Below are 12835 nucleotides of genomic sequence, written 5' to 3'. Positions count from 1 at the left end.
ATGATCTCGAGTATGCGCCTATTGTGACACGACTGTACGACAACCGCGGGGCGCCTGAGCGCCCCGTCTGCCTGCCGAATGCCGCGGTGACCGCCCACTGGACTCAGTCTTCGAGCCGCATGCCGACCTTGAGCGTGACTTGCCAGTGAGCGACCTTGCCGTCCTCGATATGACCGCGCGTTTCCGTGATTTCGAACCAGTTCAGATTGCGCAATGTCTTGCTCGCGCGCTCGATGGCGCTCGTGACGGCGTCGTCGATGGACTTGGTCGACGAGCCGGTCAGCTCGATTTGCTTGTACACGTGATTCGTCATGTCAGTCTCCGGGGTGGGTTTGGAGACTTCCCATGCTAGGCGCGTCCTACTGAGGCCGCAAGTCGGTGATATCCGACAAGTCGCCCTCGGGTGCGCCGATATAGGGGGTGGGAGACGTCGCGGGCGGGAGAGGTGAAGGGGAGGCGTGCTGAGCGGTCTCGCTCATACTTTGCGCACCGTCGGGCGCTTCACGACGTAGAACCGCCGGGACGACGGTGTCGAGGGGTGTGGGCACGACATTGCTGAGATTGCGCCGCACCTTCTGCAGCAACTGCGTGAGCTGCACCGCTTCGAATGCCGTGAGGCCGTGCAATGCTTCGTCGCGCACATCGTCCGACAATTTTCGGGCGATCTGCAATTGCGCGACCGCCGCGCGCGTGACGAACAGGCGCTCGATGCGCGGGTCTCGCGCGTCCAGTCGGCGACGCACCCAGCCGGCCTCCTCCATGCGCTCCAGCATGCGGGCGAGCGTTGGCGGCGGCGTCTCGAGAATGTCGGCAAGCACCGTCTGACTCACGCCCCGATTGACGCTGAGGTACGCCAGCAACCGGCATTGGGCGCGCGTCATCGGCAGCGTGCGCTGCGCAAACTGCTCGAAGCGGCGCCCGAACAGACGCTGAATGTCTGCTACGAGAAAGCCGAAACGTTGGGCGGAATCGGTCACTTTCATATGCCGCATTATGCTAAACATGTTTAGGGATATCAAGCGACCGAAGATTCGGCGTCAGTTCGGCGTCCGGCACGTCAGGCTGCCGCCGGCGTGCCTGTGTCGCGGCCACTGCCGTGACCGAGCCAGTCGAGCGCGCCTTCGCCCGCAGTCTCGGCCCCTGGGCCCGCACGACGGATCGCCACGCCCACAGCCAGCACGTCGATGGCCGCCAGATGCAGAATCCGCGCAATCATCGTGACGTGTGCGCCCATCGTCTCGACATGATCGTTAGGTAAAACGAGCGTCGCCTTGCGCGCGAGCGGCGAGTTGCGCGCCGTGAGCGCGATCACTTTCGCGCCTCGACCGAGCGCAATGTCGACCGCCCGGTTCAGGTCGGTCGAGCGCCCCGATGCGGAGATCGCGACGACCACGTCGTCTTCCCCCAGCAGCCCGGCGGACGCCTGCAACAGATACGGATCCCCGTACGCAATGGTTGGCTTGCCGAAGCGGAAGAACTTGTAGTGGGCGTCTTGTGCGATTACGCCGGAGTTGCCCAGTCCGTAGAACTCGATGCGACGCGCGCCATCGAGCAGCGTGACAGCCGCCTCCACAGTGCGTGCGTCGAGATGTTCACGCATCTGCAGGATCGACGACACGGTGTTGTCGAGCACCTTTGCGCTGAATTCCGCTGCCGTGTCGCCCACATGTACCTGTCCGTGACGCACCGGCAGCGTACCTGTCAACGCGCTCGCAAGCTTGAGCTTGAAGTCCGACAGCCCCTGACAGCCGAGCTTGCGGCAAAAGCGGATCACCGTGGGCTGGCTAACCCGCGCCAGACGTGCGATCTCCGCGACCGGTTCGGCCAGCAATGCACGCGGCTGCTTGAGCGTGAGTTCGGCAACGCGCTGCTCCGCAGGACTCAGGCGGTCGCGCAGGCGATGCAGGCGATCGATCAGCGCGCCCGCACCCGCCGCATGCGTGCCGAGTTGTTCGGCAAGAATCGCCGACGTACCGAGGAATGCCGGATGATCGGCGGTAATGACATAGGTCGGGATCTTCCTGAGATACGCCTCGAAGCGCCCTTTCGCCTCGAAGCGCTGACGAAACGGCGAGTCCTCGAACAGCTTGCCCAGCTTGGGTATCACGCCGCCGCCCAGGTAGACGCCTCCCACCGCGCCGAGCGATACCGCGACATTGCCCGCCAGCGTGCCGAGCATCGCGCAGAAACAATCGACGGTCTCGCGTGCGAGCTTGTCACCCGATTGCGCCAGTCCGACGATCGCCGGCGTCTCCAGCGCTTCGACACGCTTGCCGTCGCGCTCTGCCAGCGCCTGATAGACCAGCGCCATGCCGGGACCGGCAACGAGGCGCTCGAACGATACATGCGGGAAGTGCTTCCACGCGTAGCGCAACACGTCGATCTCACGCTCATCGGCCGGTGCGAACGTGGTGTGTCCGCCTTCGCTGCCCAGCGCGATCCAGCGATCGCCTGCCGGAATCAGGCCAGAGACGCCGACCCCGGTGCCCGGCCCCAACAGACCCAGCACACCATTCGGTCGGGCCTCACCGCCGCCGACCTGATACTTCTGCGCCGGCGTGAGATAAGGCAACGCCATTGCCAGGGCCGTGAAATCGTTGACGACCAGCAGCGTCTCGAAACGCAACGCGCGGCGCGTGGCTTCGATGGAGAAGTGCCAGTCGCGATTCGTCATGCGAATCTCGTCGCCCTCGATCGGATTGGCGATGGCGATGGCCGCGTGTTGCACCGGTTCCGCGTGATCGGCTTCGTCGAGGTAAGCGCGGATCACTTCGGGCACACCGGCGTAATCGTCGCAGGCGTAGTCACGAATTTCGACGAGATCGCCCGGCGCGATCTCCAGCGCAAACCGGGCGTTGGTGCCGCCAATGTCGGCCAGCAATCGCGGACCGCTCAGGTGTGGCGGGTTATTCCTCACTCCAGAAGACATCGATCTTGACTCCTTCGAGGTGGATCAGGCGCGAGATGGCGTTGTCCTGCTCGTTGGCCTGCGCCGCTTCGAGCACCGCGCGCTTGGCCGGGCCCTGAATCTGCAGGATGAGCTTGTCGCATGCCGCGAGCGCGGCGAGCGACCACGACACCCGCTGGTATGGCGCGTTCTGCGGCTGCACGAGAACGAACTTGTCGTGGGTCGTGGTGGCGTCGCGCCATTGCGGCGCGTCCGCAAAGAGCGACGCCGTATGGCCGTCCTCGCCCATACCCAGCACGCAGACCTGCGGCACGCCGTGGGTCCAGGTGCTGTTGAGCGTGCGCACCTGCAATTCGGCGGACGTCGACGTATCGACAAGCGGCAGCCAGCGCGCGCCGGTGGCGCCGGGCAGCAGTGTCTCGGCAACCAGACGCGCGTTGCTGTCGGCGTGGTCGGCGGGCAACCAGCGGTCGTCGACCAGCGTGATGTCGACGTCACGCCATGCGACCGGCAAGCGGGCGAGCTGCGCCAAGAAGGCTTTGGGACTGGTGCCGCCCGATACCGCCAGCAAGGCGCGGCGTCGAATCGTCAGCGCTTCGTCTATGCCAGCCACGACGGCATTGGCCAATGCGTGCGCCTGCGCCTCGCGCGTGGGAAAAGTTCGCCAGTGAATCATGCGTGTCTGCCTCCGTAGCGTGGCGTTGGACGGATGCGCCGGGCCCGCATTTGCCGCATTTGCCGCATTTGCCGCGTTTGTCGCTTTTGTCGCGCGTGTACCGTGCAAGTACCGCGCAAGTGCCGCGTGTGCCAATGCGGCGATCCGTCTCGGTCATGCTTGTCGCGAACGTCGCAGGGATCGATCAGTTGTCCTCTTCGACCCAGCTTCTGCCGTACTGCGCGAGCAGGGCGCTCGCAGCGGGCGGCCCCCATGTGCCGGCGGCGTAGCGCTTGGGTCCCTTGTGCTGGCGCGACCAGTACGCCTGCACCGGCGCGACCCAACGCCATGCCTGCTCCTGTTCGTCACGTCGCACGAAGAGCGCAAGGCGACCGTTGATGACGTCGAGCAACAGGCGCTCGTACGCGTCCATGCGGTGTCCCTTGAAGAACTGGTCGAACGCGAGGTCCAGATGAACCGATTGCAGTGTCATGCCTTCGCCGGGCTGCTTGGCCAGGCAGTACAGACGAATCGACTCGTTCGGTTGCAGTCGGATCACCAGACGATTCACGCCGGGCTGCGCCGTGGCCTCGCCGAGCAGCGCATACGGGGTCGCGCGATAGTTGACGACGATCTCCGCCACCCGCTCGCCCAGACGCTTGCCCGTGCGAAGGAAGAACGGCACGCCTGCCCACCGCCAGTTGTCGATGTCGGCCTTGAGCGCGACGAACGTTTCCGTCTGGCTGTCGGACGGCACGCCGGGCTCGTCCGTATAGGCGGGCACGGCCGCCTTGCCGATCGCCCCGCCGCCGTACTGGCCTCGCACCACGTTACGCGCAACGCTCTCGTCGTCCAGTTGCCGCAACGAGCGCAACACGCGCATCTTTTCGTCGCGCACGGCGTCGGCATCCATCGAAAGCGGCGGCTCCATGGCAACGATCGCGAGCAGTTGCAGCAAGTGGTTCTGCACCATGTCGCGCAGCGCGCCGGTCTGTTCGTAGAACTCGCCGCGACCTTCGACACCGATCTCCTCGGCAATCGTGATCTGAATGCTGTCGATCAGTTCGCGACGCCACAGCGGCTCGAAGATCGCATTGCCGAAACGAAGCGCGAGCAGGTTCTGCACCGCCTCTTTGCCGAGGTAATGATCGATGCGGTAAATCTGGTCTTCGCGGAAGATCGCGCCTACGGCGTCGTTGATCGCTTCGGACGAGGCCAGATCGTGGCCGAGCGGCTTTTCGAGCACGATCCGGCTGTTTTCGTTGAGCCTGGCGCTGCGCAGCCCTTCGCAAATGGGAATGAACAGCGACGGACCGGTGGCCAGATAGAAGATGCGCACGCCCGGACGCTTTGCCAGGCGCTCGGCCAGAACCCCGAATTCTGCCTCACGGCCGAGATCGAGCGGCATGTAGTCGATGGTCGCGAGAAAGCGCTGCCAGGCGCCCTCGTCCCAGACGTCGGGCTTGATGTGCTTGCGCACATGTTCCTCGCACCATGCGTGATATCCGTAAGCATCCATCGGCTTGCGCGCGACGGCGAGTATGCGGCCGGCGTCCGAGGCATGCTCCGGGCCCAACTGCCCGGTACGGAATGCGCGGAACAGCGAGGGCAGGACTTTGCGCAACGACAAATCGCCGGTGGCGCCGAACAACACAAAGGTATAGGGTGAAGGCGTGTTCATGAGAAGACGTCCACGTGTCACTGGGAAGGCGCAACTTTGACACTGCATTGTAGTTTAACTACACTGCAAATCAACAAATTCTCGTGCTTTGACTACATCAACGGCGATGCAACCATGACCCAGTTCTCACACAACGTGTCCCTGCATCCGGTGGTACAACGCGTGACCGAGCGCCTGATCGAGCGCAGCCGGTCGTCCCGTCAGGCATATCTGGAAGGCGTGGCGCGTGCCACGCAGGGACAGCCTGGGCGCGAAAAGATCGGCTGCGCCAATCTGGCCCACGCGCTCGCGGCGGCGCCCGCCGACGATCGGCTCAAGATCCGTTCCGAGCGCATTCCCAACATCGGCATCGTCACCGCCTACAACGACATGCTCTCGGCGCACGCACCGTTCGCCGAATTCCCCGACATCATCAAATCCGCCGCCCGCGCACATGGCGCGAGCGCGCAGGTCGCAGGCGGCGTGCCCGCCATGTGCGACGGCGTGACGCAAGGTTATGCGGGCATGGAGCTCTCGCTGTTCTCGCGAGACGTGATTGCAATGGCGTCGGTCGTAGCGCTCTCGCATCAGATGTTCGACGCGGCCATGTTCCTCGGCGTGTGTGACAAGATCGTGCCGGGTCTGGTCATCGCCGCACAGGCGTTCGGGCATCTGCCGGCGGTGTTCAGCCCGGCAGGCCCGATGCCTTCGGGCCTGCCCAACGACGAGAAGTCGCGCATCCGGCAGGAGTACGCTGCCGGTCGCGTGACCCGCGCGGCGCTGCTCGACGCCGAACTCTCCGCCTATCACACCGAAGGCACCTGCACCTTTTACGGCACGGCCAACAGCAATCAGATGCTCATGGAATTCATGGGACTGCACTTGCCGGGGTCGTCGTTCGTCAATCCGCACACACCGCTGCGTCACGCGCTGACGCAAGCCGCCACCGCCCGCGCCGTGGCGCTTGCGAAGTCCGGCATCAACACCTCGCAAATTCTCGACGAGCGGGCCTTCGTCAACGGCGTGGTCGGCCTGCTCGCCACCGGTGGCTCCACCAATCACACGCTGCATCTCGTTGCAATGGCGCACGCGGGCGGCATTCTGCTCGACTGGCAGGACTTCGCCGAACTGTCTGACGTCACGCCGCTGCTCGCACACGTCTACCCGAGCGGCAAGGCCGACGTGAATCAGTTCCACGCAGCCGGTGGCCTGAGCTTCCTCATCCGTGAATTGCTCGACGCGGGTTTTCTGCACAACGACGTGACCACCGTCATGGGGCATGGCCTACGCGCCTACACGCAGGAAGCCTTCCTGCGCGACGACGTGCTGTCGTGGCAGGAGGCGCCCGCAGAGAGTCTCGACGAGACCATCGTGCGACCGGCATCGCGGCCCTTCGCGCCGGAAGGCGGACTGCGCATGCTGGCCGGCAACCTCGGGCGCGCCGTGATCAAGTCGTCCGCCGTGAAGCCCGAACATCAGAAAGTGCGCGCGCCGGCACGTGTGTTCTCGGATCAGGAGTCGGCGCAGGCGGCGTTCAAGGCAGGCGAGCTCACACGCGACGTCGTGGTGGTCGTACGCTTCCAGGGTCCGCGCGCGAACGGCATGCCTGAGCTGCACAAACTCATGCCCATGCTCGGCTTGCTGCAGGACGAAGGCCACCACGTGGCGCTCGTGACCGACGGGCGCATGTCGGGGGCGTCCGGCAAGGTCCCCGCGGCCATCCACCTGTCGCCGGAAGCCGAGCAGGGCGGCATGCTCGCACGCGTGCAGGACGGCGACATCATCACCATCGACTGCGAGACGAACACGCTGACCTGCGAGGTCGACGACGCCACGCTCGCCGCACGAACGCCGGAGCCCGTGCCGCAACGACCGTTCGACCCGTGGCGCAACCTCTTCGCGCTGTTCCGCAACAATGTCGGTGCGGCGCCCCACGGCGCGTGCGTGCTGTTCAACGACGCACAGTATCCGAAGCAGGACTGATGTCACCGCGTCGATGGCGGCGCAACGAATGCCAATGAATGACAATGGAGAGCAATGAAGGCGTCGAAATCTTGACGCCTTTTTTACCCGCGCCTCCCTAGACTGGCCTCGTTGTCACTTCCGTCGCCAAACGACACGTTGCCATGCCTGCCATCGCTCAACGCGCCAGCCTCGAACCTCCCGGTGCGAACACCGCCGCTGCCGCTTTCGCCGACACCGGCGCCCTCACCTCTGCCTTGCCTGCTGTAAGCGCCTTACCCACCACACGGCAACGCCACCGATTCAATCCCCGCGCGCGCCTCGACGCCACGCTCGACATTACGCTCAGCCGCGCAGCCGTCTCTTCGCTGGCCGTGACGCTGGCGATGAGCCTGCCGCTGCCCTGGCGTGTCGAGACGATTCGGCCGATCCGCCGCGATACGGCCGCCGTAGTGTCGATTGCCCTGCCGCGCGTCGAAGCGTCGCATGCGATGCACGTCGTCATGCAATCGCTGCCTGAAGCCGAGTTCGGCGCGCTTCGTCTGCGCCCTGCCGCGTAAGCGGGCCCATGTTAGCCGGACGCATTCGCGACGCCTCGCGCAAATTCGCCAATTCGCCAGTTCGCACGCTCGTCAACGCGACAACTCGACTTCTCCGACCCGCCTCATCGGATATCCCCGATATCGCTTCTTCAGCCATGAACACTGCCATCTTCGAAGGCGTGTGGGTTCCACTCGTCACGCCCATGACCGGCGCCAATGGCGCCCAGATCGACCACAACGCTTTCGCCCGTCTGGTCGACTACTACCTCGCTGCCGGTGTGAACGGCCTCGTCGTCGCCGGGACCACGGGCGAAGGCACACTGCTGCACGATGACGAGCGCCGCTGGCTCGTGGAGACGGCTTGCCACCTCGCCCACGGTCACGCCCCGGTGCTCGCCGGTGTCGGCGCGGCCGACACGACAAATGCCGCGCGGCAGATTCGCAGTCTGGACGACCTGCCGCTCGCCGGGTATCTCGTGCCGCCGCCGTATTACCTTCGCCCCTCGCAGGAGGGCATTCTCTGGCACTACCGCACGCTCGCCGCAGGCACGCGCAAGCCGCTCGTGCTCTACAACGTGCCGCTGCGCACCGGCGTGACGCTCGGTGTCGAGACGATTCGCGAACTGGCGTCGCACGAATCGTTCGCCGCCATCAAGGAGTGCGATGCGCATCCCCTCACGCACTTGCCTTCGCAAGTGACCATGCGCGTGCTGTGCGGCGACGACATGCAGATCCTGCCTGCGCTGCAAGCCGGCGCGGTCGGCTGCATCTCGGCGGCGGCCCATATACGCCCCGATCTGTATCTGAAATTGATCCGCTATGTCTGCGAAGGCGACATGGATCGTGCGACCACGCTGTTCAACGGCATGAAGCCGCTGATCCGGCGTCTGTTCGTCGAGCCCAACCCCGTCGCCATCAAAGCAGCGCTCACCTCGCTCGGACTCTGTTCCGAGACGGTGCGCCGCCCGCTCATGCCGTGTTCCGCCGGGCTTCGCAAGGATATCGACGCGCAACTCGAAGTGACGATGGCGTTCTGAGCGCCAAATTCATGCCACTGCGCCGGCTCCCCTCATGACAGGACACTCGTTATGGATGACATCGAACAGCGCCACCGCACCGTCGCCCGTTTGCTGATCAAGCTCTCGGGCACCACGCTGGCACGACTCGCATACGCGACCGGGATCACGGGCAACACGATCTCGCGTTGGGTTCACGGCGACCCTTGCGCGCTCGGCGCGCAGGGACGAGAAAAACTGTTCGCGGCGCTCGGCGCCTGCAGCGACGGCGTGAACGTGCGCCTTGCACGCCGCGCCACCGGCGCCGCACAACCGGTCTTCCAGATCAACGGTCTCGTGCAGGCCGAGCGTTTCGCCACACTTGCCGCGCTGACTTCGACGCAATTCGTCGCGGCACGCGAAACGTGTCAGGGTCAGACGCTCGTCAGCCTCATCACGGACATCAGCGGACAGACAACGGCGCTGCTCGTTGGCACGCGCGAAGCGCTCGACGAGCTCTACGCGGAACTGGGCATCGTCGTCTCGCCCAAACGTCGTATCGAAGCGCATGGGGACGGGCGTCGGGGAGCCCTTCGCGATGCGCGTTTGGAGTCCGGCCTCCGTGGATCGGTGTCGAAGGGCCAGTCGATACGACTACACTCGAACTGACCGCGATTCGCGTATCGATTGATCGCCGGTCGACCGGTGGTCGAACGTCGCCCCCGACGTCACTGCCATCCGAAACGTCGCGCGAATATCCCCTTCATCCACTGCGTGAGCACGGCATAGGCCAGCAGGATCGCAGCGAGCATCGGGAAATAGGCGAGCGGCAATGCCTGCATCCGGAAGGTGTCGGCGAACGGCGACATCGGCAGCATGATGCCGATCAGCATCACCGCGCCCGTCATCAGCAGCAACGGCCATGCAGCGCGACTCTGGATGAACGGCAGACGACGCGTGCGGATCAGGTGGACGATGAGCGTCTGCGAGAGCAGCCCTTCCACGAACCAGCCGGACTGGAACAGTGTCTGATGCTCCGTGCTGTTCGCGCCGAAGAGGTGCCACATCGCCACGAACGTCAGCACGTCGAAGATCGAACTGATGGGGCCGAAGAACACCATGAAGCGCGACAGGTCCGCAGGGTTCCAGCGTTGTGGATGCGTGAGTTGTTCGCTGTCGACGTGATCGAACGGAATCGTGGTCTGCGACAGATCGTAGAGCAGATTCTGCGTGAGCAACTGCAACGGCAACATCGGCAGGAAGGGCAGGAACGCGCTGGCGATCAGCACCGAGAAGACATTGCCGAAATTCGAGCTGGCCGTCATCTTGATGTACTTGAGCATGTTGGCGAACGTGCGACGCCCCTCGATCACGCCCTGCTCCAGCACCATCAGACTCTTCTCCAGCAGGATCAGGTCGGCCGCTTCCTTGGCAATGTCCACCGCCGTGTCGACGGAAATGCCGATATCCGCTGCACGCAACGCCGGCGCGTCGTTGATGCCGTCACCCATGAAGCCGACGACGTGGCCATTCGCACGCAGCGTGCGAACGAGGCGCTCCTTGTGTGCCGGCGTGAGCTTTGCGAAGACGTTGGCGCGCTCGACCGTCTGCGCGAGTTCGGCGTCGCTCATCGCTTCGACGTCGTCGCCCAGCACGCAGCCCGTCACCGTCAGGCCCACTTCGCGGCAGACCTTTGCCGTCACGAGATCGTTGTCGCCGGTGAGCACCTTCACCTGCACGCCCGACGCGGCGAGCGCCGCCAGGGCAGGCGACGTCGACTCCTTGGGCGGATCGAGGAAGGCAATGTAGCCAACGAGCACGAGTTCGCTTTCGTCCGCCACGCTGTATCGCTCGCGCACGGGCGGCAGGTGGCGTGTGGCCACGGCCACCACCCGCAATCCCTCAGCGTTCAGGTCGGCCGTCACGCGGCGCAGGCGCGCGAGAACGTCGGGCGTGAGCGGCTCGATGTTCGCGCCGTGCTGCACGCGATTGCAGACGGCCATCACCTCTTCCACCGCCCCCTTGCAGATCAGCTCATGGTGATCGCCGTTCTCGCTCACCACCACCGACATGCGGCGACGCTGAAAGTCGAACGGGATTTCGTCGATCTTGCGGTAACGATTGACCACGTCCAGACGCTGGTGCATCTCGGCATGGTCGAGCACGGCCACGTCGAGCAGGTTCTTCAGACCGGTCTGATAGAAGCTGTTCAGGTAGGCGTATTCGAGCACGTACTCGGAGAAATTGCCCCACACGTCGGTGTGACGCTCCAGGCAGATCTTGTCCTGCGTGAGCGTGCCCGTCTTGTCGGTGCACAGCACGTCCATTGCGCCGAAGTTCTGAATCGCATCGAGCCGCTTGACGATGACCTTCTTGCGCGAGAGCACGACGGCGCCCTTGGCGAGCGTGGCCGTCACGATCATCGGCAGCATTTCAGGCGTGAGCCCCACGGCCACGGACAGGGCGAAAAGCGACGCTTCGAGCCAGTCGTGCTTCGTGAAACCGTTGATGAGCAGGACGATGGGAGTCATCACGAGCATGAAGCGAATGAGCACCCACGACACGCGGTTCACCCCTTGCTGGAAGGAGGTCACCGTGGGCTGCTGCGCCGTCACCCGTTCGGCGAGCGAGCCGAAGAACGTGCGTGCGCCCGTGGCTACCACCACCGCCGTGGCCGAACCGCTGACGACGTTCGTTCCCATGAAGGCCAGATTGTCGTATTCGAGCGGGTTGCTCCCGCCCGTCTCGCACGGGTGTGCGAATTTCTCGACGGGCAACGCTTCGCCCGTGAGCGCCGATTGCGAGACGAACAAGTCTTTCGCCGAGAGAATGCGCACGTCGGCCGGAATCATGTCGCCGGCCGCGAGCAGCACGATGTCGCCCGGCACCAGTTCGGCCAGCGCGACTTCGCGTCCCATGCGGCCCATATGCCCCGTACGGCCCACCGGCGCGATGTGGCGCACGTTGTCGGATTCGGTCGTGCCGTCTGCCGACGATTCGCGACGCAACACCGTCGCCGTGGTGCTCACCATGGCCTTGAGCTTCTCCGCCGCCTTGTTCGAACGGGCTTCCTGCACAAATCGCAACACCGTGGAAATGATCACCATCGACGCGATGATGATCGTTCCCTCGGTGTCGTCGGTCGCGTAAGACACAGCGGCCAGCGCAGTGAGCAGCAAGTTGAACGGGTTGCGGTAGCAGTGAAAGAGATGACGCCACCAGGGCAGCGGCTTTTCATGCTCGACCTCGTTGGAGCCGACGTGGGCACGCACCGTGGCGGCTTCGTCGTCGGACAGGCCGTTGCGCGTGGTGCGCAGGCGGGCGAGCAAATCCGGCCCGGTGTCGCGGGCGGCCTGAAGCAGACCCGGTGGTGCCTCGTGGCCGTGCGCGGGCGCATCGAGGGTTTCGAGCATGTCGCGGCGACGGAAAAAGCGCAGGCCGAGGCGCGCGCCAAGCACCGCAATCAGTCGCTCGCTGAGCGTGAGAGCTTGTTGCATCGGATACATCCTGAATGGCGGGGGACGCCGGTGTTGGCGCCAGCGCCCCCCAAATGACGATGAAAAACGGGCGCGGCCTCAGCCGTGCCGGGTCGGGGCGTGGCGGCGCACGAGCGCGCGCAGCCACTGCGCGGCACGCCCCACAGCACCGGAACGCGCGGACGTGGCATTGGCCGGTGCGGCGTCGCCATGCGGATCGACGTGATAGTGATGCAGGCACTCGGGCGGCAGCATCAGGGCTTGCGGATTACCTCCGCGCAGGGTCATGGAATAACGGAACACGATGAATCTCCCGGCCGCGCGGCGTCCGTCCGACGCAGGCGTCGCGATCGCGTTTCGATGAAAACCACGCGAACACACACGCACGACGGGACAGCCCGAACGGCAGATGTAAAACCAATAAGGGAGCGTGCTACGAAAGACGGACGCTATCGGCAGGGCCCAAAAACGCCCTTCGTCGCGCAATATTTGCGGCGAAAGGGTTCGGACAAACGAAACGTACGTCTGAGGTGCGCGCCAACCCGACGATGCGAGTTAGCGGCTGGGAAGATCCCGGGGACTAACTCGCGGTGGTGATGTCGACTTCGGTCGACCGGCAACTACCACTAGAACTACT

The 12835-nt window shown here is 64.7% G+C and carries 11 protein-coding genes; 4 read left to right on the top strand and 7 right to left on the bottom strand.

Annotated elements, in window-relative coordinates:
• Positions 1-103: 103 nt before the first annotated feature.
• From PCA31118_RS15845 to zwf, 5 genes are all read right to left on the bottom strand, one after another.
• Complete coding sequence (locus PCA31118_RS15845; protein ID WP_044454613.1) at positions 104-313, bottom strand: dodecin; 210 nt, start codon at positions 311-313, stop codon at positions 104-106.
• A gap of 46 nt (positions 314-359) precedes the next feature.
• Positions 360-983, bottom strand: a complete 624-nt coding sequence (locus PCA31118_RS15840; protein WP_174990492.1) for a MarR family winged helix-turn-helix transcriptional regulator — start codon at positions 981-983, stop codon at positions 360-362.
• 74 nt (positions 984-1057) lie between these two features.
• Positions 1058-2929: a bifunctional transcriptional regulator/glucokinase gene (locus PCA31118_RS15835; protein ID WP_174990491.1), complete on the bottom strand. Its 1872-nt coding sequence runs from the start codon at positions 2927-2929 to the stop codon at positions 1058-1060.
• Positions 2907-3584, bottom strand: a complete 678-nt coding sequence (gene pgl / locus PCA31118_RS15830; protein ID WP_150626088.1) for a 6-phosphogluconolactonase — start codon at positions 3582-3584, stop codon at positions 2907-2909. Before pgl ends, PCA31118_RS15835 begins: the two co-directional genes overlap by 23 nt.
• A 184-nt stretch (positions 3585-3768) precedes the next feature.
• Positions 3769-5244, bottom strand: a complete 1476-nt coding sequence (gene zwf / locus PCA31118_RS15825; protein WP_150626087.1) for a glucose-6-phosphate dehydrogenase — start codon at positions 5242-5244, stop codon at positions 3769-3771.
• A 114-nt stretch (positions 5245-5358) separates the two neighbouring features.
• Between zwf and edd the strand changes: the two genes are divergently transcribed.
• The 4 genes from edd (at position 5359) to PCA31118_RS15805 (ending at position 9391) form a co-directional block, all read left to right on the top strand.
• On the top strand, positions 5359-7206 hold the full coding sequence (gene edd / locus PCA31118_RS15820; protein ID WP_174990490.1) for a phosphogluconate dehydratase: 1848 nt from the start codon (positions 5359-5361) through the stop codon (positions 7204-7206).
• A gap of 143 nt (positions 7207-7349) precedes the next feature.
• Complete coding sequence (locus PCA31118_RS15815; protein ID WP_150626086.1) at positions 7350-7745, top strand: hypothetical protein; 396 nt, start codon at positions 7350-7352, stop codon at positions 7743-7745.
• A gap of 137 nt (positions 7746-7882) precedes the next feature.
• Entirely contained in the window at positions 7883-8764 is an 882-nt protein-coding gene (gene dapA / locus PCA31118_RS15810; RefSeq protein ID WP_174990489.1) for a 4-hydroxy-tetrahydrodipicolinate synthase, read from the top strand.
• Positions 8765-8815: 51 nt separating this feature from the next.
• On the top strand, positions 8816-9391 hold the full coding sequence (locus PCA31118_RS15805; protein ID WP_150626084.1) for a hypothetical protein: 576 nt from the start codon (positions 8816-8818) through the stop codon (positions 9389-9391).
• 59 nt (positions 9392-9450) lie between these two features.
• Here PCA31118_RS15805 and mgtA read toward each other — a convergent pair whose 3' ends face one another.
• Together mgtA and PCA31118_RS15795 are read right to left on the bottom strand one after the other, a co-directional pair.
• Positions 9451-12219: a magnesium-translocating P-type ATPase gene (gene mgtA, locus PCA31118_RS15800; RefSeq protein ID WP_150626083.1), complete on the bottom strand. Its 2769-nt coding sequence runs from the start codon at positions 12217-12219 to the stop codon at positions 9451-9453.
• Between the two features lie 78 nt (positions 12220-12297).
• A complete protein-coding gene (locus PCA31118_RS15795) occupies positions 12298-12501 on the bottom strand; it encodes a hypothetical protein (protein WP_150626082.1) in 204 nt (67 codons plus the stop codon).
• Positions 12502-12835: the final 334 nt, after the last annotated feature.

Source organism: Pandoraea captiosa (assembly GCF_902459775.1).
GTDB lineage: Bacteria > Pseudomonadota > Gammaproteobacteria > Burkholderiales > Burkholderiaceae > Pandoraea > Pandoraea captiosa.
The sequence above is the reverse complement of the archived record's forward strand: the minus strand, read 5'-3'. Positions and strand labels throughout refer to the sequence as shown.

Bases quoted from the DNA above. Each gene is read 5' to 3' on its own strand.
- PCA31118_RS15845 (WP_044454613.1), bottom strand. From the start codon at position 313: ATGACGAATCACGTGTACAAGCAAATCGAGCTGACCGGCTCGTCGACC.
- PCA31118_RS15840 (WP_174990492.1), bottom strand. From the start codon at position 983: ATGAAAGTGACCGATTCCGCCCAACGTTTCGGCTTTCTCGTAGCAGAC.
- PCA31118_RS15835 (WP_174990491.1), bottom strand. From the start codon at position 2,929: ATGTCTTCTGGAGTGAGGAATAACCCGCCACACCTGAGCGGTCCGCGA.
- pgl (WP_150626088.1), bottom strand. From the start codon at position 3,584: ATGATTCACTGGCGAACTTTTCCCACGCGCGAGGCGCAGGCGCACGCA.
- zwf (WP_150626087.1), bottom strand. From the start codon at position 5,244: ATGAACACGCCTTCACCCTATACCTTTGTGTTGTTCGGCGCCACCGGC.
- edd (WP_174990490.1), top strand. From the start codon at position 5,359: ATGACCCAGTTCTCACACAACGTGTCCCTGCATCCGGTGGTACAACGC.
- PCA31118_RS15815 (WP_150626086.1), top strand. From the start codon at position 7,350: ATGCCTGCCATCGCTCAACGCGCCAGCCTCGAACCTCCCGGTGCGAAC.
- dapA (WP_174990489.1), top strand. From the start codon at position 7,883: ATGAACACTGCCATCTTCGAAGGCGTGTGGGTTCCACTCGTCACGCCC.
- PCA31118_RS15805 (WP_150626084.1), top strand. From the start codon at position 8,816: ATGGATGACATCGAACAGCGCCACCGCACCGTCGCCCGTTTGCTGATC.
- mgtA (WP_150626083.1), bottom strand. From the start codon at position 12,219: ATGCAACAAGCTCTCACGCTCAGCGAGCGACTGATTGCGGTGCTTGGC.